General features: G+C 64.0%; 17 protein-coding genes. 10 read left to right on the top strand and 7 right to left on the bottom strand.

Features of this window, described 5'->3' with window-relative positions:
* Positions 1 to 172 precede the first annotated feature (172 nt).
* Entirely contained in the window at positions 173 to 520 is a 348-nt protein-coding gene (locus LB525_RS13555) for a hypothetical protein (RefSeq protein ID WP_224512899.1), read from the top strand.
* Here the strand turns inward: LB525_RS13555 and ggt are convergent.
* From ggt to LB525_RS13540, 3 genes are all read right to left on the bottom strand, one after another.
* Positions 517 to 2253 carry a gamma-glutamyltransferase gene (gene ggt, locus LB525_RS13550; RefSeq protein WP_224544991.1) on the bottom strand — a complete coding sequence of 579 codons (1737 nt, stop codon included), beginning with the start codon at positions 2251 to 2253 and terminating at the stop codon, positions 517 to 519. The two genes, LB525_RS13555 and ggt, sit on opposite strands and share 4 nt — an antisense overlap.
* 287 nt (positions 2254 to 2540) lie before the next feature.
* A complete protein-coding gene (gene rhaI / locus LB525_RS13545) occupies positions 2541 to 3875 on the bottom strand; it encodes an L-rhamnose catabolism isomerase (protein ID WP_224544990.1) in 1335 nt (444 codons plus the stop codon).
* A gap of 52 nt (positions 3876 to 3927) precedes the next feature.
* Entirely contained in the window at positions 3928 to 6030 is a 2103-nt protein-coding gene (locus tag LB525_RS13540) for a bifunctional rhamnulose-1-phosphate aldolase/short-chain dehydrogenase (RefSeq protein ID WP_224544989.1), read from the bottom strand.
* Between the two features lie 188 nt (positions 6031 to 6218).
* On the opposite strand from LB525_RS13540, the gene LB525_RS13535 reads away from it, so the two are divergent.
* The 7 genes from LB525_RS13535 (at position 6219) to LB525_RS13505 (ending at position 13439) form a co-directional block, all read left to right on the top strand.
* A complete protein-coding gene (locus tag LB525_RS13535) occupies positions 6219 to 7028 on the top strand; it encodes a DeoR/GlpR family DNA-binding transcription regulator (RefSeq protein ID WP_140844017.1) in 810 nt (269 codons plus the stop codon).
* 54 nt (positions 7029 to 7082) lie between these two features.
* Positions 7083 to 8078, top strand: coding sequence for a rhamnose ABC transporter substrate-binding protein (rhaS, locus tag LB525_RS13530; protein ID WP_201413304.1), 996 nt, complete (start codon positions 7083 to 7085; stop codon positions 8076 to 8078).
* A 184-nt stretch (positions 8079 to 8262) separates the two neighbouring features.
* Positions 8263 to 9804, top strand: a complete 1542-nt coding sequence (locus LB525_RS13525; protein ID WP_224523483.1) for a sugar ABC transporter ATP-binding protein — start codon at positions 8263 to 8265, stop codon at positions 9802 to 9804.
* Positions 9801 to 10778 (top strand): ABC transporter permease, encoded by a 978-nt coding sequence (locus LB525_RS13520; RefSeq protein ID WP_095765870.1) that lies wholly within the window; start codon positions 9801 to 9803, stop codon positions 10776 to 10778. The genes LB525_RS13525 and LB525_RS13520 overlap by 4 nt, the downstream gene beginning before the upstream one ends.
* The gene (locus LB525_RS13515; protein WP_224544988.1) at positions 10775 to 11776 is read left to right on the top strand and encodes an ABC transporter permease; all 1002 of its coding nucleotides are present in this window, start codon (positions 10775 to 10777) and stop codon (positions 11774 to 11776) included. Before LB525_RS13520 ends, LB525_RS13515 begins: the two co-directional genes overlap by 4 nt.
* Positions 11776 to 12090, top strand: coding sequence for an L-rhamnose mutarotase (rhaM, locus tag LB525_RS13510; RefSeq protein WP_224544987.1), 315 nt, complete (start codon positions 11776 to 11778; stop codon positions 12088 to 12090). The genes LB525_RS13515 and rhaM overlap by 1 nt, the downstream gene beginning before the upstream one ends.
* Positions 12087 to 13439, top strand: a complete 1353-nt coding sequence (locus LB525_RS13505; RefSeq protein ID WP_224544986.1) for an FGGY-family carbohydrate kinase — start codon at positions 12087 to 12089, stop codon at positions 13437 to 13439. The genes rhaM and LB525_RS13505 overlap by 4 nt, the downstream gene beginning before the upstream one ends.
* 206 nt (positions 13440 to 13645) lie before the next feature.
* On the opposite strand, the gene LB525_RS13500 is transcribed toward LB525_RS13505, so the two are convergent.
* Together LB525_RS13500 and galE are read right to left on the bottom strand one after the other, a co-directional pair.
* A complete protein-coding gene (locus LB525_RS13500; RefSeq protein ID WP_224544985.1) occupies positions 13646 to 14902 on the bottom strand; it encodes a D-amino acid dehydrogenase in 1257 nt (418 codons plus the stop codon).
* Positions 14903 to 15005: 103 nt separating this feature from the next.
* A complete protein-coding gene (gene galE, locus LB525_RS13495) occupies positions 15006 to 16001 on the bottom strand; it encodes a UDP-glucose 4-epimerase GalE (RefSeq protein ID WP_095766183.1) in 996 nt (331 codons plus the stop codon).
* A 278-nt stretch (positions 16002 to 16279) separates the two neighbouring features.
* Between galE and hemA the strand changes: the two genes are divergently transcribed.
* Positions 16280 to 17557: a 5-aminolevulinate synthase gene (hemA, locus tag LB525_RS13490; RefSeq protein WP_140844007.1), complete on the top strand. Its 1278-nt coding sequence runs from the start codon at positions 16280 to 16282 to the stop codon at positions 17555 to 17557.
* An 11-nt stretch (positions 17558 to 17568) separates the two neighbouring features.
* Here the strand turns inward: hemA and LB525_RS13485 are convergent, their stop codons facing one another.
* Complete coding sequence (locus tag LB525_RS13485) at positions 17569 to 18735, bottom strand: pyridoxal phosphate-dependent aminotransferase (protein WP_224544984.1); 1167 nt, start codon at positions 18733 to 18735, stop codon at positions 17569 to 17571.
* 111 nt (positions 18736 to 18846) lie between these two features.
* Positions 18847 to 19269 carry a large conductance mechanosensitive channel protein MscL gene (gene mscL, locus LB525_RS13480; RefSeq protein ID WP_095766185.1) on the bottom strand — a complete coding sequence of 141 codons (423 nt, stop codon included), beginning with the start codon at positions 19267 to 19269 and terminating at the stop codon, positions 18847 to 18849.
* A 237-nt stretch (positions 19270 to 19506) separates the two neighbouring features.
* Here mscL and LB525_RS13475 point away from each other — a divergent pair, with 237 nt between their 5' ends.
* Complete coding sequence (locus LB525_RS13475; RefSeq protein ID WP_224544983.1) at positions 19507 to 22992, top strand: PAS-domain containing protein; 3486 nt, start codon at positions 19507 to 19509, stop codon at positions 22990 to 22992.
* The last annotated feature ends 5 nt before the right edge of the window (positions 22993 to 22997 follow it).

The following is a 22997-nucleotide window of genomic DNA, read 5'->3' as shown; positions in this document are numbered from 1 at the left end:
TCGTATCTTTCGGCATCATGCTGTGGGAACCGCAACGCCGCTGCGCCGTTGAAACCGACCGGGAAACCGTGGCACGTCGGCATCAGCCGGGCAGCGAATGCATCGCCGTGGCGGTTTTGCCGGGTTGCGCTCGGCTGGCGTTGATGGTTTGTTGCCGCCCAGCGGAGAACGAATGATGCGCGAATCCCTCGGTCAAGACGAATACGGGTCGACCAGCCCTTTCGACCCGGACGACCTGCCCAATCTCAATGCGATGGGGCCGGCGATGGGCGGCGGCAATGATTTCGAGAAATACGCGGTCGCCGTCATCATCGTCTTCGGCGCGCTGATCATCGGCGGCCTGATGGCCGCCTCCATGTCCTTCGGCCATCGCAACGGCTTCCTCTTCGCGCTCGGCGGCGCTACGGCGGCCTGGATTTCCGGCAATGCGCTGCTGCTCGACCGGCCGCGCATCTATGCGCTGTTCGTCGCCATCGCCGCCGTCATGCTGATCGCTTCGACCATCACGCTGGTCATCTAATATCCCAGCGCCTCACCGGCGGCCGCGCGGCTGTCGATGGCGCCATTGTAGCGGGCGCCGCCGCCCTTCTCGATCTCCGCCAGGCTCTTGCCGCCGACCAGGATGCCCGCGGCCTGCCCCCAGGTCTGGTCGCTCAAGTCGAGATGGTAGCCCATTCCGGCAAGCAGCCGCTCCGTGTCCGGCGACAGCCCGAAAGGCTCGACATAGACCGTGTCCGGCAGCCATTGATGATGGATGCGCGGCGCATCGATCGCCTGCTGGATGTCCATGCCGTGGTCAATGACATTGACGATCGCCTCCAGCGTGATGGTGATGATGCGCGAGCCGCCCGGACTGCCGATGACCATGAACGGCTTGCCGTCCTTCGTGACAATCGTCGGGCTCATGGAGGATAAGGGCGTCTTCTTCGGCTGAATGGCGTTCGCTTCGCCCTGCACCAGGCCGTAGAGGTTCGGCACGCCCGGCTTCTGGGTGAAATCGTCCATCTCGTTGTTGAGCAGGATGCCGGTGCCGTCGGCGACGACGCCGGCGCCGAAGGAGCCGTTCAGCGTGTAGGTGACGGCCACCGCGTTGCCGTCCTTGTCGATGATCGAGTAATGCGTGGTTTCCTTCGACTCGCCGAAGCCCTTCGGCATCAGCTCCTTCGAGACGCCGGCGCGGAACGGGTCGATCTTGTCGCGGATGTCTTTCGAATAGGCCTTGTCGACCAGCTTCGAGACCGGATTGTCGACGAAATCAGGGTCGCCGAGCGCCGAGTTGCGGTCGACATAGGCGTGGCGCATGGCTTCCACCATGACGTGAACCGTCTCGGCCGAGCCGGCGCCGAGATAGGAGAGCGGATAGCCCTCCAGCACGTTGAGTATCTCGCAGATGATGACGCCGCCCGAGCTCGGCGGCGGCGAGGAAATGATCTCGTAGCCGCGATAGGAACAGGTCACCGGCTTCAGCTCGCGCACGGCATATTGCTCGAAATCAGGCTTGGCGAGGATGCCGCCTTTCGCGCCGCTCGCCTTGACGATTTCATCGGCAATCGACCCTTTGTAGAAGGCGTCCGGGCCTTTTTCCGAGATCGCCGAAAGGGAGGCGGCAAGGTCCGGCTGAACGAGCTTCTCGCCGACACCGTAAGGCTTGCCGTCTTTTTTGAGGAAGATGGCGGCGGCAGCCGGGTCCTTCGCCAGCCGGTCGGCGCCGCCGGCGAACGAAGCCGCGTCGCCCTGATTGAGCACGAAGCCGTCCTTGGCGTAGGCAATCGCCGGCGCCATCAATTCCTGTCGCGGCAGCGTGCCGTATTTCTCGCGCGCCATCTCGAAGCCGGCGACCGAGCCGGGCACCCCGACCGCGAGATAGCCGTCGAGGCTGGCGCCTTTGATCGGCTTGCCGTCCTTGTCGAGATACATGGTTTTGGTCGCGGCGAGCGGCGCGCGCTCCCGGAAATCGAGAAAGGTCGTGCGACCGTCCTTCATGCGCACGGTCATGAAGCCGCCGCCGCCGATATTGCCGGCGTTGGGATAGACCACGGCGAGCGCATAGCCGACGGCGACCGCGGCATCGACCGCGTTGCCGCCCTTCTTCAGCACGTCGACACCGACTTCGGTTGCAAGATGCTGGGCAGTCACCACCATGCCGTGCTCGCCTTTGGCGGGAGTTGGCGAAGCGGCGAAGACGGTGGTCGGCGTGAAGGCAAAGGTGAGCGAAAGGCTGACGGCGATCAGCGTCCGGCGGGTCAAGGGCATGGCGGTGCTCCTGGCGTTTGGGGACGCCTAGGAAAGACCGTTGAGGTGGGTGAGTCCAGCCAATTGTGACGGTTGGCAATCCTTCACACCCCCCTCTGGCCTGCCGGCCATCTCCCCCGCAAAGGGGGGAGATCTGATGTCGCCATCGCTTTCGCCAATCACCAACGTTGCAGGAACAGCGCCGTCGGCGGAACTGCTGATCTCCCCCCTTGCGGGGGAGATGTCCGGCAGGGACAGAGGGGGGTGCTCAAGCGCTGCCGTCGCCCGTTGGATCGACAGGAAGTTGACTACACAATCCCGCCGCCGCCACCCGCAACAGCCGGCCGCTCCGCGGCGACCTTTGCCCGATAGCCGGCGTCGCGATAGGCGGCCACGGGATCGATGGCGCCGCCCTTCTTCAGCCGTGCCATGGCGAGGATCGGCTCGACATCTGTGCGATAGGCGACTTTGAGCGTCTGCGTCGCCATCAAAGCATCATTGGCATCCTGAAAACCTTCCAGCGCCTTGCGGTCGACCAGCAGCGCCTGCGCATAGGCGCGCTGCACCTCGACCGCCGATAGCATCAGACTCTCGATCGGGTCGGTGACGTTGTGGCTCTGGTCGAGCATATGCGCGGGATTGAAGCCCTTGGCATCGGTGAGCTCGGCATCGACCAGCTCGTTGAAGACAAGGAACAGCCGGTACGGATCGATCGAGCCGGCGTCGAGATCGTCGTCGCCATATTTGGAATCATTGAAGTGGAAGCCGCCGAGCTTTTTGAACTGGATCAGCCGCGACACGATCATCTCGATGTTGACGTTGGGCGCATGATGGCCGAGATCGACCAGGCAGAAGGCCTTGTCGCCGAGCTCCTTGGCGATGATGTAGTTGGTGCCCCAGTCCTGCACGACGGTCGAATAGAAAGCCGGCTCATACATCTTGTGCTCGGTGAACAGCCGCCAGTCGTCCGGCAGGCCGGCATAGATCTCGCGCATGGCGACGAGATAGCGCTCGAAGGCCTTCGCGAAATTGACCTGGCCGGGGAAGTTGGAGCCGTCGCCGATCCACACCGTCAGCGCTTTCGATCCAAGCGTCTTGCCGATCTCGATGCATTCAAGATTGTGCTCGACCGCTTGGCGGCGCGTGCCGGCATCGGCATGCGACAGCGAGCCGAACTTGTAGGAGAGCTTCTGGTCCTTGGCATCGGAGAAGGTGTTGGAATTCATGGCATCGAAGCCGAGGCCGAAGCGGGACGCCGCCTGCTTCAACCGGTTCGGATCGGCCTTGTCCCACGGGATGTGCAGCGAGACGGTGGGCGTTGCCTGCGTCAGCTGGCTGATAACGGCGCAGTCCTCGATCTTGTCGAAGATATCGCGCGGCTCGCCGGCGCCGGGAAAGCGGGCAAAGCGCGTGCCGCCGGTGCCGACGCCCCAGGACGGGATCGCGACGCCGAATTTCTCGACCTTGTCGCAGATGGCGTCGATGGCGATGCCGCGCCGGTCAAGGCGCTCGCCGAGGGAAGCGTAGTCGCGGTCGAGGTCGGCTTCGCGCGTGGCGTTGCTTTTTTCGACGACGTCAGTCGAGATGATCGTTTCGGACACTGCACTTCCTCCCAGTATTCGTCGGCTAGCGCTGCCCCTCATCCGCCCTTCGGGCACCTTCTCCCCCTAGAACGGGGAGAAGGGAAGCGCGTGCCTAACGCGTAAAGCTCTGCGCGTTGCCGGCGTCGACGTTCACGATGTTCCCCGTGGACTTGGCGGACATGTCGGAGGCGAAGAAGTAGATCGCCTCGGCGATGTCCTCCGGGAAGACCGACCGCTTCAGCATCGAGCGCGAGCGGTAATGCTCCTCGAGGTCGTCGGTCGACATCTTGTAGGCGGCGGCACGCTGTTCCTTCCATTCGCCGGTCCAGATCTTGGAGCCGCGCAGCACGGCGTCCGGATTGACGACATTGACCCTGATCTGCGCCTCCGCCCCTTCCAGCGCGAGGCAGCGGGCCAGATGGATCTCGGCAGCCTTGGCCGTGCAATAGGCGGACGCGTTCGGCGAGGCGGCGAGCCCGTTCTTGGAGGCGACGAAAACCACATTGCCGCCGATCTTCTGGGCGCGGAACAGCCGGAAAGCCTCGCGCGAAACGAGGAAGTAGCCGGTGGACAGGATGTCCATGTTCTTGTTCCACAAGGTCAGCGTTGTCTCCTCAATCGGCGCCGAGGAGGCCAGACCTGCGTTGGACACCAGGATGTCGATGCCGCCGAATTCGACCGACGTTTCGGCAAAGCCCGAGGCGACCTGATCTTCCGACGTCACGTCGATCCGCACCGGACGGACGAAGTCCTTGCCGTAGGCTTTCGAAAGCTCGTCATTGGCGCTGGCCAACGCGGCATCGTCGATGTCGGCCAGCATTACGCAGGCGCCTTCGCGCAGCAGCCGGGTGGCGGTGGCGCGGCCGATGCCGCCGGCGCCGCCGGTGACCAAGGCGATCTGCCCGGCAAGCGCCTTCGGTTTTGGCAGCCGCTGCAGCTTGGCCTCCTCGAGCTGCCAGTATTCGATGTCGAAGGCTTCCTGTGCAGGCAGGCCGACATAGGACGAAACCGTCGAGGCGCCGCGCATGACATTGATGGCGTTGACATAGAACTCGCCGGAAATGCGCGCCGTCGCCTTGTCGCCGGCAAAGGTGAACATGCCGACGCCCGGCATTAGATAGACCACGGCATTGGGATCCCGGATGGCGGGCGAGTCCGGATGCTTGCAGCTGTCATAATAGGCCTGATAGCCGACGCGGTATTCGGCGATGTCGTCGGCCAGGCGCGCGATGACGGCATCGACATCCGGCTTTGCCGGATCGAACTCGATCACCAGCGGCCGGATCTTGGTGCGCAGGAAGTGATCGGGGCAGGAGGTGCCGAGCGCCGCCAGCGGCCGCAAGTCCTTCGAATTGACGAATTCGAGCACGGCGGGCTGGTCATCGAAATGGCCGAGCTTATGGCTCTTTTCGGAGATGAGGCCGCGGATCCGCGGCATCAGCTTGGCCGCGATGGCGCGGCGCGCGGAAGCGTCGAGCGATTGGACCGCCTCGCCGCCGAAGATCGCCTTGCCCTCGGATTTGCGCTCGAACCAGTCGATCGCCTGGTTGATCACCGAGATCGTCGTCTCGTAGCACTCCTTGGGCGTGTCGCCCCAGGTGAACAGGCCATGGCTTTCCAGCACGACGCCCTTGGCATCAGGGTTCTCGAGGCAGAATTTCTCCAACCACAGGCCGAGTTCGAAGCCTGGCCGCTTCCACGGCAGCCAGCCGATGGCGTCGCCAAAAATCTCCTTGGTGATCGCCTTGGAATCCTTGGCGGCGGCGACCGCGATGATGGCGTCAGGATGCATGTGGTCGACGCAAGCCTTAGGCACGAAGGCATGCAGCGGCGTGTCGATCGAGGCCGCGCGCGGATTGAGATTGAAGGTGCAGTGGGGCAGATAGCTCACCATCTCGTCCTCGTGCTCGACGCCGCGATAAAGGCCTTTCAGCGCGCGCAGCTTTTGCATGTAGAGGGTGGCGAAACCGTCAAGCTTGATCGAGGCGCTGTCGCCGCCCGAGCCCTTGACCCACAGCACCTCGACATCCTCGCCGGTGAGCGGATCCTTCTGCCAGACCTTGGACGAGGTGTTGCCGCCGCCATAATTGGTGACGCGCTTGTCGGAGCCCAGCGTGTTCGAGCGATAGACCAGGAGCTCGGGACCGCTCATCCCTTCGGCTTTTGCATCGTCCCAAAGATTGGCGAGGCGCGAGCCGGAGCGCTTGTCGAGCATAGGTGTCCTCCCTGAGGCGCGAGCGCCGCGCCCCTCATTTCTCGCCCGGGAATGTCTACGCAAGCGTCGCGCTTGTCAATCACAAACGATCAATATCGATCATATTGCACTGCACAATGGAAATATGTGATCGGAAATGATTGACACTGCGCGTTTTCTAAGGCCTGATGCTTGGGCAGGGAGGAACCATGCACGAGAAAGAGCGCCACAGGATCATACTGTCCGCCGTCCAGGAAAAGCCTGTGGTGACGGTGCAGGAGATGGTCGAACTGACGGACTCTTCCGAAGCGACGATCCGGCGCGACATCGCGGCGCTGCATGTACAAAAGCGCCTGCGCCGGGTGCGCGGCGGCGCCGAGGCGATCTCGCCGCCGCAGTTCATCGGCCTTGCCGGCCGGCCCTTCTCGGTCAACGAAACACTGAACGCCGCGCAAAAGCGGGCGATCGCCCGCGAAGCCGTGAACCTTTGCGCGGACGGCGAACCGATCATCATCAATGGCGGCACCACCACCTTCCAGATGGTGCATTTCCTGACCGGACGCCGCATGCCGATCTTCACCAATTCCTTCCCGATCGCCGAGCATCTGCTCAAGCACTCGAAGAACACGGTGATGCTGTCGGGTGGTACGATCTACCGCGAGCAGAACATCATCCTGTCGCCCTTCGACAATGACGTGACGCGCAACTTCTATGCGCGACGCATGTTCATGGGCGCGCAGGGGCTGGGGCCGCTCGGGCTGATGGAAGGCGACCCGCTTCTGATCCAGGCGGAGCAGAAGCTGATCGACCAGGCCGACGAACTGGTGGTGCTGGTCGATTCCTCGAAATTCCGCATGCGCTCGAGCCTTATCCTGTGCGGGCTGTCGCGCATCGCAACCGTGATCACCGACGACGGCATCGAGGACCGCGAGGCCAAGATGCTGGAAACGGCGGGCGTGGCGCTGATCGTCGCCCGCGGACAGTCAAGCGACAAGGAGGAATCTTCACTGCAGGCCTGAGGAAACTCGCGCCCGCAGCGGCGATGGAATGCAACGCTCAAGGGAGGATATTCGATGAGCTTTTTGAAGAAACTGCTGGTTACGGCGGCCTTTTCCGCCGCCATGTTCGTGAATGCCGCCTATGCCGAGAACGTCAAGATCGCGCTGGTGGTGAAGTCGCTCGGCAACGGCTTCTTCGACGCCGCCAACAAGGGCGCCGAGGAAGCGGCCAAGGAACTGGGCGATGTCGATGTCATCTATACCGGTCCGACTAAGGCTACCGCCGAAGCCCAGATCGAGGTGATCAATTCGCTGATCGCGCAGAAGGTCAATGCGATCGCCGTTTCAGCCAATGATGCAGACGCGCTGGTGCCGGTGCTGAAGAAGGCGATGGAGCGCGGCATCACCGTGATCTCGTGGGACTCGGGCGTCGCCAAGGAAGGCCGCCAGCTCCACCTCAACCCGTCCGACACCAATCTGATCGGCGAGACCATCATCAAGCTCGCCGCCGACTACCTGCCGGAGGGCGGCGACGTCGCCATCCTGTCTGCCTCCTCCACCGCGACCAACCAGAACGCCTGGATCGAGGCAGCCAAGAAGGTGCTGCCGGAGAAGTTCCCGAAGATCAAGCTGGTCGCCACCGTCTATGGCGATGACGACTCGGCCAAGAGCACGGATGAAGCCAAGGGCCTCTTGAAGTCCTACCCGAACCTCAAGGCGATCATCGCGCCGACCACGGTGGGCGTCGTCGCTGCCGCGCAGGTCGTCACTGACGAGAACCTGATCGGCAAGGTCAACGTCACCGGCCTCGCGCTGCCGTCGGAGTTCAAGAAGTTCATCGACAACGGCGCTTCGCAGGCTGTCGCTCTCTGGAACCCGATCGACCTCGGCTATTCGGCGATCTATCTCGCCCATGACTTGGCGGTGAAGAAGGAAGAAGCCAAGCCCGGCGCCACGCTGTCGATCGGCCGCGTCGGCAAGGTGACGCTCGACGACACCAACTCGGCCGCGATGGCTCCGCCTTTCCAGTTCGACAAGACGAACATCGAGAAGTTCTCCAAGATCTATTGATCTCGGACTGATGGCGCTGCCCCCTCATCCGGCCGCTTCGCGGCCACCTTCTCCCCGGTGGGGAGAAGAGCCTGGAGCCAAGCTCGGAAATCTCATCTCCCCTCGGGGAGAGGTCGACCGAGCGAAGCGGAGGTCGGGTGAGGGGAAGTCTACACGCAATAGATTGACCGGGCTTGATACGACTATGGACACGACGGCCCATGACGGCACGGTAAAGGAGCGGCTCCCCGCCTCCGCTCCTCGCCTGACGCTCTCAGGCATCTCGAAAAGTTTCCCGGGCGTGCGCGCGCTGCACAATGTCAGCCTGTCGCTCTATCCCGGACAGGTGACGGCGCTGATCGGCGAGAACGGCGCCGGCAAGTCGACGCTGGTCAAGATCATGACCGGCATCTACCAGCCCGATTCAGGCGAGATCGGCATCGACGGCCTGACCACGACGCTGCCCAGCGCGCATGCCGCCTTCGGCCACGGCATCACCGCCATCCACCAGGAGACAGTGCTGTTCGATGATCTTTCGGTCGCCGAAAACATTTTTCTCGGCCATGCGCCGCGCACCCGCTTCGGCACCATCGATTGGCGCACCATGCGCAAGAACGCCCGCGAGGTGCTGGAGACGATGCGCGCCGGCCATATCGACGCTGACGCGCGGCTGAAGGACCTCGGCATCGCCAATAAGCATCTGGTGGCGGTGGCACGCGCCATGTCGATCGACGCGCGCATCGTCATCATGGACGAGCCTACAGCGGCACTTTCGATGAAGGAGATCGAGGAGCTTTTCCTGCTGATCGAATTCCTGAAGAGCGAAGGCAAGGCGGTGCTCTTCATCAGCCACAAGTTCGACGAGATCTACCGCATCGCCGACCGCTACACCGTCTTCCGCGACGGCGAGATGGTCGGCGAAGGCCTGCTCAAGGACACCGGCCAGAACGAGATCGTGCGCATGATGGTCGGCCGCAACGTCGATCATATCTTTCCGCAGCGCGAGCCGAAGATCGGGGCGCCGGTGCTGTCGGTTTCCGGCCTGTCGCATCCGACCGAGTTCGACGACGTCGGCTTCGAATTGCGCAAGGGCGAAATCCTCGGCTTCTACGGGCTGGTCGGCGCGGGGCGCAGCGAGGTCATGCAAGCGATCGCCGGCATCACGCGCATCAGCCGGGGCACCATCTCACTCGACGGCAAGACGATCGCACCGAAATCGGCGGCGGATTCGATCGAGGCCGGCATCGTTTATGTGCCGGAAGAGCGCGGCAAGCAGGGCGTGGTGATCGGCCTGCCCATCTTCCAGAACGTGTCGCTGCCGTCGCTGAAGCGCACCTCGAAATCCGGCGTGCTGAGGCTGGCGGAAGAGTTCTCGCTCGCGCGCTCCTACACCGAGCGGCTCGACCTGCGCGCCTCATCGCTGAGCCAGGATGTCGGCACGCTTTCCGGCGGCAACCAGCAGAAAGTCGTTATCGCCAAATGGCTGGCCACAGCGCCCAAGGTGATCATTCTCGACGAGCCGACCAAGGGCATTGACATCGGCTCCAAGGCCGCCGTGCACGGCTTCATGGCCGAACTGGTCGCGCAAGGCCTGTCGGTGATCATGGTCTCGTCGGAACTGCCCGAAATCCTCGGCATGTCCGACCGCGTCGTGGTCATGCGCGAAGGCCGCATCGCGGCGACCTACGACAACAAGGGGCTCGACGCCGAGACGCTAGTTCGAACGGCGGCGGGGATCGCGGCATGAAGAGCTTCCTCAAATACCGCGAGATCTGGCTGCTTGCCGGCATCGTCGTGCTGATCGGCCTGATCTCGACGCGCTTCCCCGGCTTCGCCGTCCCCGCCAATCTGCGCCAGGTGTTCAATGACACCTCGATCCTGATGATCCTGGCGCTGGGTCAGATGGTGGTGATCCTGACGCGCTCGATCGACCTGTCGATGGCGTCCAACCTCTGCTTCACCGGCATGGTGGTGGCGATGCTCAACGCCGCGCATCCGGCGATCCCGATCCCGGTGCTGATCGTGATCGCACTTGCCATCGGACTGGCGCTTGGCGCGATCAACGGCTTCCTGGTGTGGCGGCTGAACATCCCGTCGATCGTGGTGACGCTGGGCACGCTGACGATCTATCGAGGCGCCACCTTCGTCGTCTCGGGCGGCGCCTGGGTCAATGCCGACCAGATGAGCTCGGACTTCATCAATTTCCAGCGCGCCGCCTTCCTCGGCCTGCCGGTGCTGTCCTGGATCGCGATCATCGTGATCGCGCTGTTCTTTCTGGTGATGACGCGCACGCAGATCGGCCGCTCGATTCACGCCATCGGCGTCAACCCGACCGCCTCGGTCTATGCCGGCATCGATGTCGGCCGCACCAAATTCATCGTGTTCTGCATTTCCGGCATGATCGGCGGGCTCGCCGGCTATCTGTGGATCTCGCGCTACGTCATCGCCTCAGTCGAGGTCGCCAACGGCTATGAGCTCAACATCATCGCCGCCTGCGTGATCGGCGGCATCTCGATCGCCGGCGGCATCGGCTCGGTCGGCGGCGCGGTGCTGGGTGCGCTGTTCCTTGGCATCATCTCCAACGCGCTGCCGGTCATCAACATCTCGCCTTTCTGGCAGATGGCGATTTCGGGAAGCGCCATCATCCTGGCCGTGGTGCTCAACGCGCGCGGCGAGCGCCGGCAGGGCCGGATCATCCTGAGAAAGGCGGAAGCGGCATGACCGACACCCCTGCCCCGCGCCACATCCCCGACCGGTTGGACAAGCCACTCTCCTCGGCGATCTTCTCCTGGGAGGCGCTGCTCGTCGTCATCGCGGTCCTCATCTTCGCGGTGAACAGTTTTGCTTCGCCCTACTTCCTCGATCCGTGGTCGCTGTCGGACCTGACCTTCAACTTCACCGAAAAAGGGCTGATCGCTTTAGCCATGGCGCTGCTGATCATCTCGGGCGAGATCGACCTGTCGGTCGCGGCGATCGTGGCTTTAGCTTCGACGATGATGGGCATGGCGGTGCAGGCCGGCGCGGGAACACCGGTGCTGGTGGCAATCGGCGTCCTCGTGGGACTCGGCTGCGGCGCCTGCAACGGGCTGCTTGTCACCCGGCTCGGCCTGCCTTCCATCGTCGTCACCATCGGCACGATGAGCCTGTTTCGCGGCATCGCCTTCATCATTCTCGGCGACCAGGCCTACAAAGGCTATCCGGAGAGCTTCGCCTTCTTCGGCCAGGGCTATGTCTGGTGGGTCTTCTCGTTCGAGCTGGCGCTGTTCCTCGCCGCGGCGCTCATCTACTGGTTCCTGCTGCACCGCACGAGCTTCGGCCGCCGCGTCTTCGCCATCGGCAACAACCCGGTCGCCTGCCATTTTTCCGGCGTGCGCGTCGACCGCATCAAATTCATCCTGTTTTGCCTGACCGGGCTGATGTCGGGCATAGCCTCGGTGTTGATCACCTCGCGGCTTGGCTCGACGCGGCCGTCGATCGCGCAGGGCTATGAGCTTGAGGCGATCACCATGGTGGTGCTCGGCGGCGTCTCGATCCTCGGCGGCGCCGGCAGCATCCTGGGCGTCGTGCTTGCCGCCTTCATCATGGGGCTGGTGACGTTCGGCCTCGGACTGCTCAACGTGCCCGGCATTGTCATGTCGATCTTCATCGGCCTGCTGCTGATCATCGTCATCGCCCTGCCGATCGTCTGGCGGCGGCTGCGCGAGGGGCGCTTCGCCTGATGGAGAAATACGCCTTCAAGATGAAGCTCAATCCTGGCATGAAGGCCGAGTACAAGCGCCGGCATGACGAGATCTGGCCCGAGCTGGTCGCGCTGCTGAGAGAGGCCGGCGTCTCCGACTATTCGATCCATCTCGACGAGGAGACCGATATCCTGTTCGGCGTGCTGTGGCGCCGCGACGACCACGGCATGGCCGATCTTCCGAAGCACCCGGTGATGCAGCGCTGGTGGGCGCACATGGCCGACGTCATGGAGACCAAACCCGACAACGAGCCGGTGGCGGCGCCGCTGGAAACCGTGTTCCATATGGCATGATCGTCGCCGTCATCGATATCGGCAAGACCAACGCCAAGGTGGCGCTGGTCGATCTCGCGACACTGAGCGAGATTGGGCTGCGCCGCTTCGCCAACGCGCCGGTGCGGCAGGCGCCCTACCCGCATCACGATGTCGAGGCGCTGTGGACGTTCATCCTGAACAGCCTCGCCGATCTCAACCGCGAACGGCGGATCGATGCGATCTCGATCACCGCGCATGGCGCGACCGGCGCGCTGGTCGACGACTCGGGCGAACTGGTGCTGCCTGTGCTCGACTATGAATTCGACGGCCCCGACCAGCTTAGGGCCGATTACGACGCCGTGCGTCCGCCCTTCGGCGAAACCGGCACGCCGCGACTGCCGATCGGCCTCAATCTCGGCGCACAGTTCTTCTGGCAGCAGAAACGTTTCCCGGCGGACTTCGCCACGGCCGCCGCGATGCTGATGTATCCGCAATATTGGGCGCTGCGGCTGACCGGCGTCGCCGCCAATGAGGTGAGCTCGCTCGGCTGCCACACCGATCTCTGGAATCCCTGGACGTCCGATTACTCGTCGCTGGTCGACCGGATGGACTGGCGCCGGCTGATGGCGCCGGTGCGACCGGCAAAGGATCGGCTTGGCCCGATCCTGCCGGAGCTGGCGCGGCGGACAGGGCTCGACCCGCAGACGCCCGTGTTCTGCGGACTGCACGATTCCAACGCCTCGCTGCTGCCGCACCTTTTATCCGACACACCGCCCTTCTCCGTCGTCTCGACCGGCACATGGGTGGTGTCGATGGCGGTGGGCGGCAGGAAGGTGGAGCTCGACCCGGCGCGCGACACGCTGGTCAATGTCAACGCGCTCGGCGATCCGGTGCCTTCGGCGCGCTTCATGGGTGGGCGCGAGTTCTCGCTTCTGACCGACGGCCAAAGCCAGGAATGGAGCGAAGACGATGTTGCCGCCGTTCTGGCGCGGCAGGTGCTGCTCCTGCCTGCCACTCAGCGGGGTTCGGGACCGTTTCCGCATCGCGGCGCACAGTGGGTCAATGCCGAGGACTTAAGCGCCGGCCAGCGCTTCGCCGCCATCTCGTTCTATCTGGCGCTGACGACCGCGACCTGCCTGGAATTGATCGGCGGCGACGGACCGACGACCGTCGAGGGACCTTTCGCGCAGAACCCGCTTTTCATCAGAATGCTGGCGGCAGCTACCGAGCGACCGGTCATTGCGTCAGAGACCTCGACCGGGACCAGCATCGGCGCGGCCTTGTTAGCCTCAGATCGCGTCATCGCGATGAGCAAGGGTGAGCGCTCAGAACCACCGACCGATCAGTCCTGGGGCGGATATGCTCGGGCTTGGCGCCGCTCTACTTGACAGGTTGGCTCTGCCCCTCATTGCCCTGCCGGGCATTTCTCCCCGTATAGTGACGGGGAGAAAGAGGCCGTCACCGGCGATTTCGCCAATTTTCAACGCCGCGGAAATGCGTGTCGGCATGGCCACAGCTCTCTTCTCCCCGTTCAACGGGGAGAAGGTGCCGGCAGGCGGATGAGGGGCAGCGCCGACCTCGGCAATCAAAGCCTTCAGCGCGCCGTCCCGTACAGCAATCCTTTGGGATCGATCTGCGGCTTGCGGCCGGCGACGACATCCGACAGGAACTGCCCCGAGCCGCAGGCCATGGTCCAGCCGACATGGCCGTGGCCGGTGTCGAGATAGAGATTGCGGTATTTCGCCTGGCCGATGACCGGCACCGAATTCGGCATCATCGGCCGCAGGCCGGCCCAGAGCACGGCCTTCTTCTCGTCGAAGGCGCCGGGAAAAAGATCCTTGCCGGTTTCCAGGATGGTCCGGAAATCGCCCGGCTTGAAGCTACGGTCGAAGCCGGTGAATTCGGCCGTCGAGGACATGCGAAGGCGATTGCCGAGCCTGGAATAGCCGATCAGCCGGTCCTCGTCGGCGCCGCCCATGGTCGGCCCCTTGCTCTCGTCCTCCAAGGGAATCGTCGCTGTATAGCCCTTCACCGGATAGACCGGCAGGTCGATACCGTAGCGGCGGCCGAGCAGGCCGCTTTCTGGCCCCATGGAGATGACGACGGCATCGCCGGTGACCGGTCCTGCCGAGGTCATCACCGCGCGCACCCGATCTCCCTCGATGTCGAGGCCCTCGACCGTCGTGCCGAACAGGAACTTCACGCCGAGCTTTTCGGCGGCATAGGCGGCGAGCCGGTCGGTGAATTGCTTGGAATCGCCGGTCTGGTCGATCGGCGAATAGATGCCGCCGGCGATCTTTTCCTTCACGCCGGCAAGACCAGGCTCCAGCTCGACCAGACGCTCGCGGCCGACGATCTCGATCGGCAGGCCGTGCTCGCCGAGATAGCGATAATTGTCGGTGCCGGTGTCGAGGCTTTTTTGCGAGCGGAAGAAGTAGAGAATGCCCTTCTTGCGCTCATCGTAATGGATGCCGGTTTCCTCCGACAGTTGATTGATGCAGTCGCGGGAATGGAGTGCCAATCTCAGCTTGATGTCGGTGTTGGCGCGCAGCCGCGCCACCGTGCATTCGCGCAGGAAGCGCAGGCTCCAGGCATAGAAATAGGGGTCGAGGCGCAGCCTGACCTTGATGCCAAGGTCATGGTTCCAGAGCGCGCGCAGGAAGGTCTTCAGCGCCGCAGGCGAAGCCCAGGCGGTAGCGTCGCCAGGCGACACCAGGCCGGCATTCGACTGGCTGGTGCCGCGCGCCGCCGTTTCGTGGCGCTCGATCACCATCACCTCGTGACCGTCCCTTGCCAGATAATAGGCGGCCGCCGTGCCAACCACGCCGGCGCCGAGAACCAAGACCTTCATGCCGTTCCCTCAAGCATCATCGCAGCGGCGGGCCCGCGCGCCGCCGCTGCATGAGGCTCAATACCGCGTCTATAGGCGCCCCGCGAGCCCTTGGCCCAACAGATCAGTTTCGAACGGAGTTCTTGGTCGTCAGGATCCGTTCCCAGGCCAGCGCGTCGTTGACGATCAGGTCGAGATCGTCGCGCTGCGGCGTCCAGCCGAATTCCTTGCGGGCAAGCTCGGAATTGGCGACCACGGCTGCGGCGTCGCCCGGCCGGCGGTCCCCCATGCGCACGTCGAAGTCATGGCCGAAGGCGCGGCGCACGCTGTCGATCACCTCCAGCACCGAATAGCCGTGGCTGTAGCCGCAATTGGCGACGAGACTGCCGCCGCCATCACGCAGCCGCTGCAGCGCCAACCGGTGCGCGGCGGCGAGATCGCTGACATGGATGTAGTCGCGCATGCAGGTGCCGTCCGGCGTCGCATAATCGGTGCCGAAGACCTGCATGAAGGGCCGCTTGCCGAGCGCGGTCTCGCAGGCGACCTTGATGAGATGCGTGGCGCCGGGCGTCGATTGTCCGGTCCGGCCCTTCGGATCGGCGCCGGCGACATTGAAATAGCGCAGCGCCGTATAGCGGATGTCGTGCGCCAACGCTGCATCGCGCAGCATCCATTCGCTCATCAGCTTGGAAAGGCCGTAAGGCGATTCCGGCGCAAGGCGAGCATCCTCGCGCACCGGCTCCAGCCCGGCGCCGCCATAGACGGCGGCGGTGGAGGAGAAGATGAAATGCGGCACGCCCTCGCGCACCGCCGTTTCGATCAGCGTGCGGGTCTTGCAGGTGTTGTTTTCGTAATAGCCAAGCGGGTCGGCGACCGATTCCGGCACCACGATCGAGCCGGCGAAGTGGATGATGGCGTCGACCTTGTTGTCGCGGATGATCCGGCCGACCAGATCACGATCGGCGACATCGCCGACGGTGAGCCTTGCTTCCGGGGCGACCGCCCATTCGAAACCGGTGGAAAGCCGGTCGAGCACCACGACGCTCTCGCCGGCGTCCAGCAGTTCCCAGACCATGTGGCTGCCGATATAACCGGCACCGCCTGTCACCAAAACCGTCATCATCTACCTCGCTGATCAAGATTTGTCGGAAACTGTCTCAACAGCCACCGCGCTGGAAAACCCGCCGCAAGCCCACTAGCCTCCCTATGTGTTAAGTCCGTAACAGTTCGTCGCGCCCGAGGCATCGTACTGAAACCAAGTTGCTTCAAACAGCAGGGAATAGGCCACGATCCGGCATCGTTAGGAACAGGGCACGGGCGTGGCATTTTGACCGGTTGGGCGCGGTGGACGCGGCATGGGGCAGTGATTATGATCCGGCCCAAAATTGGGAAGTCGACATGAACTATCAGCGGTTCTTCGAGGATGCGATCGACCAGCTCCACGCCGAGCGTCGCTATCGCGTTTTCGCCGACCTGGAGCGCATCGTGGGCAAGTTCCCGCGCGCCATCTGGCGTTCCAACGGCCGCGCCCAGGAAATCACCGTATGGTGTTCCAACGACTATCTCGGCATGGGCCAGAACGAGGACGTGATTGCCGCCTTCCAGAACGCGGCCGCCAAGATGGGCTCGGGCGCCGGCGGCACCCGCAACATTTCCGGCACCTCAAACCCCCTGGTCGAGCTCGAGCAGGAGCTCGCCGATCTGCATGACAAGGAGGCAGCGCTGGTCTTCACCTCCGGCTTCGTCTCCAACGAGGCCTCGATCTCGACCATTGCCAGGCTCCTGCCCAACTGCCTGATCATCTCGGACGAGCTCAACCATGCCTCGATGATCGAAGGCGTGCGGCGCTCGGGCGCGGAGAAGAAGATCTTCCGCCACAATGACGTCGCGCATCTAGAGAGCCTCTTGCAGGCCGCGGGGCGCGAGCGCGCCAAGCTGATCGTCTTCGAAAGCGTCTATTCGATGGACGGCGACATCGCGCCGATCAGAGAGATCGTCGAGCTCGCCGAACGCTACAACGCCATGACCTATATCGACGAGGTCCATGCCGTAGGCATGTACGGACCGCGCGGCGGCGGCATCACCGAACGCGAAGGCTTGGCCGACCGCATCGACATCATCGAGGGCACTTTGGCCAAGGCCTTCGGCACGCTTGGCGGCTACATCGCCGGCACCAGCGCCGTCATCGATGCGGTGCGCTCCTATGCGCCGGGCTTCATCTTCACCACCGCGCTGCCGCCGGCGATCGCCGCCGCCGCCACCACCTCGATCCGGCATCTCAAGCGCTCGCAGACCGAGCGCGACGCGCAGCAGCGCCAGGCGGCCAGAACCAAGCAGGTGCTTGCCGCGGCCGGGCTGCCGGTGATGGAATCGGCCACGCATATCGTGCCGGTGCTGGTCGGCGACCCCGAGCTTTGCAAGATGGCCAGCGACCGGCTGCTTGGCGTGCACGGCGTCTACATCCAGCCGATCAACTATCCGACGGTGCCGCGCGGCACCGAACGGCTGCGCATCACGCCGACGCCATTCCATTCGGACGCGCTGATCGCCGAGCTGCAGGACGCGTTGGTCGAGACCTGGGATGCGCTGGGCATTCCCTATGCCAGCTCCGGCCGTCCCGCCGTCGCCAAGAGCGACCGGATCATTCCGCTGCTGGTGCCGAAGTCGGGCGGCTGAAGCCGCCTTTCTCACACCGTCTTTATCCACCTCGCCAGGCGATGCGCCGCTTCCTCGAGCTGATCGAGGCGGCGGTGGAAGCATAGTCTGAGGAAGGCTTCGCCGCCGGGGCCGAAGGCGGTGCCAGGCGCCAGGCCGACATTGGCGTTGTCGACGATGTCGAAGGCGGCGGTTCGGGAATCGGTGATGCCGTCGACCCTGAAGAACAGATAGAACGCGCCCTGCGGCACGGTGAAACGCGCCTTGCCGGTCGCGCCGAGTATGTCGCAGACGAGATCGCGAGCGGCGCGTGCACGCTCCACTTGTTCGGCGATGAAGCCGTCGCCCTCGTCGAGGGCAGCGACCGCGCCGCGCTGCATGAACTGGGCGACGCCCGAGGTCGAGTACTGGATCAGGTTTTCGAACACCTGCTGCAAGGCTGGATGGGTCTTGATCCAGCCGACACGCCAACCCGTCATCGCCCAGTTCTTGGAGAGACTGTTAACGAACAGGATACGGTCGTCGGCCGTGGCGACGTCGAGGAAGGACGGCGCGCGGCCATGGCCGTAGTGGAACAGCGAATAGATCTCGTCGGCGATGATCCACAGGCCCTTTTGGCGGGCGAGATCGAGGATTGCCTGCAGCGTCTGTCTGTCGGCGGTCCAGCCGGTCGGGTTGGACGGCGTGTTGATGAACAAAAGCTTCGTGCGCGGCGTGATCGCGGAGGCGATCTTTTCGACATCGCAGGACCAGCCATTGCCGGACTGGTCGAGGGTGACCGGCACCGGAACGGCGCCCGCCACGCCGGCGGCCGCGGCGAAATTCGGCCAAGCCGGCGAGAGGTAGATCACCTCATCGCCGCTGCCGGCGATCGCGTCGATGGCCAGTTGGATGGCGTGCATGCCGGATCCGGTGACGATGAACTCCTCCTCGGCGAAGGCTTTGCCGAAGTGCCTGGCGTAGTAGCGGGCGAGCGCCTGCCTGAGCTCGGGAATGCCCTTCTGCCAAGTGTAGAACGTCTCGCCATCGGCCAGCCCTTTGGCGGCGGCATCGCTGATGAAGGAAGGCGTCGGCAGATCGCCCTCACCGGCCCAGAGCGGGATCAGCCCTTCGCGCAGGCGGCCGTGATTGACGACGGCGACGATACCGCTTTCGGGCGCGGCGCGGGCTTCGGCGCGCAAGGTCTCGATCAGGGTCATGCAAGAATCCGTCCGGTTGTTCGCGACTGCTAGCCTCTTTTACGACAGCCGCAAACAGAAAACCCCGGCCGCAAGCGGCCGGGGTTTTGGTCCAGGGCGCTGCTTGAGGAGTTATCTTTTCGCCAGCAGGTCGCGGATCTCAGTCAGAAGCTGTACGTCGGCGGGCGGCGGTGCCGCGGCAGCAGCCGGCTTCTCGCGCTCCAGCCGCCTGCGCAGATTGTTCACCGCCTTGACCATCAGGAAGATGATGAAGGCAAGAATCAGGAAGTTCAGCACGACCGTGATAAAGCTGCCATAGGCGAAGACGGCGCCTTCTTTCTTGGCATCGGCCAGCGTGGCCGAATGGACGTTCGATGACAACCCGAAGAAGTAGTTGTTGAAGTCCAGCCCGCCGAAAATCGCGCCGATGATCGGCATGATGATGTCGTTGACGAGCGAGTCGACGATCTTGCCGAAGGCGGCGCCGATGATGACGCCGACGGCCAAGTCCATCACATTGCCCTTGGAAATGAATTCCTGGAATTCTTTCAGCATTCGGCCCTCCTTGCCATGACCGGCCGTGCAGCCGCCCCGGCTCTCCGGCACCGATCCGAAGCCACAATAACAAAAACCCCCGGTTGAAAAACCGGAAAAAAGGGCGAAGACACCGGTTTGTGCTTACCTGCCTCGTCAGCCGCATATGCGCCAAAAGCCGCGATGGACTTGGGCTCCAAGCTGTGGTTGCGTCTTAACGACCGGATGAGGAAACCGGCCAGGGAGGAAGTGCGGACCGTGCAAGGCTGGTTCGTCGTCATCATCGCGATCGCCTATGTGACGCTGCTTTTCGCCATCGCCAGCGTCGGCGACCGGCGCTCGGTGGCAGCCGGGCTCGGCCGGGCGCGGCCTTTCATCTACGCGCTCAGCCTCGCCATCTACTGCACTTCCTGGACTTTCTTCGGCTCGGTCGGCCTTTCCTCCGAGCGCGGCCTCGAATTCCTCGGCATCTATACCGGTCCAGTGCTGGTCTTCGTATTCGGCTTCCCGCTGCTCAACCGCATGATCCGGCTGGCAAAAAGCGAGAAGATCACCTCGATCGCGGACTTCCTCGGCGCCCGCTACGGCAAGAGCTTCACCGTCGCGGCGATCGCGACGTTGATCGCCACCATCGGCGCGGTGCCCTATATCGCGCTGCAGCTCAAGGCGATCTCGGGTTCCGTCAGCCTGATGGTCGAGCACTATACGGGCTCGCCGCCCTCTTTCGATCCGTTTGTCAGCGATATCTCGCTGGTGGTGGCGATGTTGCTGGCGCTGTTCGCGGTGCTGTTCGGCACCCGCCATGCCGATGCCACGGAACATCAGGACGGACTGGTTCTGGCGGTGGCGGTCGAGACCGTGGTCAAGCTCGCCGCCTTTCTCGCCATCGGCCTGATGGTGATGTTCCTGATCTTCGGCGGGCCCGGCGACATGTTCGCCAGGCTTGCCGGAAACAGCCAGGTTCGCCAGGCGATGAGCTACAGCACCTCGCTCGCCACCTGGCTGGTGCTGACCGGCCTGAGCGGCTTTGCCGTGCTGATGCTGCCGCGGCAGTTCTACGTCACCATCGTCGAGAACCGCAGCGAGGCGGAACTGCGCACGGCGACCTGGGTGTTCCCGCTCTACCTCGTGGCGATCAACCTTTTCGTGCTGCCGATCGCCTTTGCCGGCCTGTCGTTGGTCGGCGACAAGACCAGCAGCGACCTCTATGTCTTGTCGCTGCCGCTGTTCAGCGGCCATGACGTGCTGGCCATGGCCGCCTTCGTCGGCGGACTGTCGGCGGCAACCGCGATGGTGATCGTCGAGAGCGTCGCGCTATCGATCATGATCTCCAACGATCTCGTCATCCCGCTGTTCGTGCGCCGCGTGCTAAAGACGAGTTCTTCGGAGAACGAGGACTGGTCGACGCTGATCCTCAATGTGCGCCGCGCCTCGATCTTCATAATGCTGTTCATCGCCTTCCTCTATTATCGCGAGAGCACCAATAGCGCGCGGCTGTCCTCGATCGGGCTGATGTCGTTTGCCGCGATTGCCCAATTCGCGCCGGCGCTGGTCGGCGGGCTGATCTGGCGCCGCGCCAACGGCCGGGGCGCAGCCCTCGGCATGGTCGCCGGCATCGCCGTCTGGGGTTACACGCTGCTCCTGCCTTCACTCGTCGGCCCGGCTTCCGACATAGTCGTCCACGGTCTGTTCGGCTTCGAGGCGCTGAGGCCGCAGGCGCTGTTCGGCACCGTCGGCGAGCCGCTGAACCATGGCGTGCTTTGGAGCCTCTCGGTCAATGCGCTGTTTTTCGTCCTCGGCTCCCTCTCCCGCGCGTCCGTGCCGCTGGAGCGCATCCAGGCGGCGATCTTCGTGCCGCGCGAGGCAGGCCCGATGCCCAGCCTGCGCCGCTTCCGCACCGCCGTCACCGTCAACGACCTGAAGGATACGATTTCACGCTATCTCGGCGTCGAGCGCACGGAGCGCTCGTTCCAATCCTTCGAGAGGGACGCGAAAGTCTCCCTGCACGGCACCGAACAGGCCAGCATGGATGTCATCCGCTTCTCTGAGCAATTGCTGGCGAGCGCCGTCGGCTCGTCCTCGGCGCGGCTGATCCTGTCGCTGCTCTTCCGCCGCAACGATCGCGACTCCAAGGATGCCTTCAAGCTGCTCGACGACGCCACCGAGGCGCTGCAGCACAATCGCGACCTTTTGCAGATCGCGCTCGACCAGATGGAGCAAGGCATCACCGTCTTCGATCGCGATTTCCGACTGATCTGCTGGAACCGGCAATACCGGCTGCTGTTCGACCTGCCGGACGAGATGGGCCAGGTCGGCGTCTCGCTCGACCGAATCCTCCATCATCTCGCCGAGCGCGGCGATATTCCCGCCGACCAGCGCGTGACGACGCTCAACCGGCTGACCAGTTTCGCTGGCCCGTGGCAGATGGAGCTGAAGACCAGCGGCCGCATCCTGGAGCTGCGCTCCAACCCGATGCCCGACGGCGGCATCGTCGCCACCTATGCCGACATCTCCGGCCGCGTCGAGCAGGACCTGGCGCTGAAGCGGGCCAATGAATCGCTGGAGCAACGGGTCAAGACCCGCACAATCGAACTCACCCGCGTCAACGAGGAACTGGCGCAGGCGCAGATGCTGGCCGAGGAGGCAAACCTCGGCAAGACGCGCTTCCTCGCCGCCGCCGGCCATGACATCCTGCAGCCGCTCAACGCCGCCCGCCTCTATTGCTCGTCGCTGATCGAGAAGGCAGGCAAGGGACCGGCCGGGAAGGCCGCCGTCAACATCGAATCCTCGCTGGAATCGGTCGAGACCATCCTCGGCGCGGTGCTCGACATCTCGCGGCTCGATGCCGGCGCCATGAAGCCCGACAATACCGCTTTCAACCTGGGCGGACTGCTCGGTCAGATCGGCAACGATTTTCGCCCGTTGGCCGCCGAAAAGAAGCTCGATCTGAAGATCATCCCATCCTCGCTCGGCGTCATGACCGACCGGAACCTGTTGCGGCGGCTAATCCAGAATCTCGTTTCCAACGCCATCAAATACACGCGCCAGGGCCGCATTCTGGTTGGGGTGCGGCGACGCGGCGAGCTGGCCGAGATCCAGGTGATCGACACTGGCATCGGCATTGCCGGCGACAAGCTCAGCACCGTCTTCCACGAGTTCACGCGCCTCGACGAGGGCGTACGCGAGGCCGAAGGCCTTGGCCTGGGGCTCTCCATCGTCGACCGCATCGCCAGGGTGCTGAGGCTCGAAATCCGCATCTACTCCAATCCCGGCAAGGGCACGCGCTTTTCCGTGATTCTGCCGGTCGCGGCGGTCGCCGCGCCGCCGCGCGAGGCCGGCAAGGCGCCGGCCCGCTCCGCCTCGACGCTTGCCGGGCTCAATGTGCTGTGCATCGACAATGACGCGCGCATCCTCGACGGCATGCGGCTGCTGCTCGAAGGCTGGGGATGCCGTGTCGAGACGGCTTCGGGATCAGGCGATCTCCTGAAGCCCGGCGCGCCGAAGCCGGACCTCGTGCTAGCAGACTATCATCTCGACGGTGGCACCGGGCTCGATGCGGTCGCCACGCTGCGCGCCGCCTACGGGCAGGACCTGCCCTGCGTGCTGGTCACCGCCGACCGCTCCAGCGAGGTGCGCGCGGCTGCCGGCCGGCTCGACATTCCGGTGATCAACAAGCCGCTGAAGCCGGCCGTGCTGCGCTCGATGATGGCGCGCGTCAGGCCGCTGGCGCCGGCCGCCGAATAGAGACA

The organism is Mesorhizobium sp. CA16 (assembly GCF_020165175.1).
Lineage (GTDB): Bacteria > Pseudomonadota > Alphaproteobacteria > Rhizobiales > Rhizobiaceae > Mesorhizobium.
This window is presented reverse-complemented; position numbering and strand designations above follow the sequence as displayed.

Bases quoted from the DNA above. Each gene is read 5' to 3' on its own strand.
- rhaS (WP_201413304.1), top strand. From the start codon at position 7,083: ATGAGCTTTTTGAAGAAACTGCTGGTTACGGCGGCCTTTTCCGCCGCC.
- LB525_RS13485 (WP_224544984.1), bottom strand. From the start codon at position 18,735: ATGACCCTGATCGAGACCTTGCGCGCCGAAGCCCGCGCCGCGCCCGAA.
- LB525_RS13515 (WP_224544988.1), top strand. From the start codon at position 10,775: ATGACCGACACCCCTGCCCCGCGCCACATCCCCGACCGGTTGGACAAG.
- rhaI (WP_224544990.1), bottom strand. From the start codon at position 3,875: ATGAGGGGCAGCGCTAGCCGACGAATACTGGGAGGAAGTGCAGTGTCC.
- LB525_RS13525 (WP_224523483.1), top strand. From the start codon at position 8,263: ATGGACACGACGGCCCATGACGGCACGGTAAAGGAGCGGCTCCCCGCC.
- LB525_RS13505 (WP_224544986.1), top strand. From the start codon at position 12,087: ATGATCGTCGCCGTCATCGATATCGGCAAGACCAACGCCAAGGTGGCG.
- LB525_RS13520 (WP_095765870.1), top strand. From the start codon at position 9,801: ATGAAGAGCTTCCTCAAATACCGCGAGATCTGGCTGCTTGCCGGCATC.
- mscL (WP_095766185.1), bottom strand. From the start codon at position 19,269: ATGCTGAAAGAATTCCAGGAATTCATTTCCAAGGGCAATGTGATGGAC.
- LB525_RS13535 (WP_140844017.1), top strand. From the start codon at position 6,219: ATGCACGAGAAAGAGCGCCACAGGATCATACTGTCCGCCGTCCAGGAA.
- ggt (WP_224544991.1), bottom strand. From the start codon at position 2,253: ATGCCCTTGACCCGCCGGACGCTGATCGCCGTCAGCCTTTCGCTCACC.
- rhaM (WP_224544987.1), top strand. From the start codon at position 11,776: ATGGAGAAATACGCCTTCAAGATGAAGCTCAATCCTGGCATGAAGGCC.
- LB525_RS13555 (WP_224512899.1), top strand. From the start codon at position 173: ATGATGCGCGAATCCCTCGGTCAAGACGAATACGGGTCGACCAGCCCT.
- galE (WP_095766183.1), bottom strand. From the start codon at position 16,001: ATGACGGTTTTGGTGACAGGCGGTGCCGGTTATATCGGCAGCCACATG.
- LB525_RS13500 (WP_224544985.1), bottom strand. From the start codon at position 14,902: ATGAAGGTCTTGGTTCTCGGCGCCGGCGTGGTTGGCACGGCGGCCGCC.
- LB525_RS13540 (WP_224544989.1), bottom strand. From the start codon at position 6,030: ATGCTCGACAAGCGCTCCGGCTCGCGCCTCGCCAATCTTTGGGACGAT.
- hemA (WP_140844007.1), top strand. From the start codon at position 16,280: ATGAACTATCAGCGGTTCTTCGAGGATGCGATCGACCAGCTCCACGCC.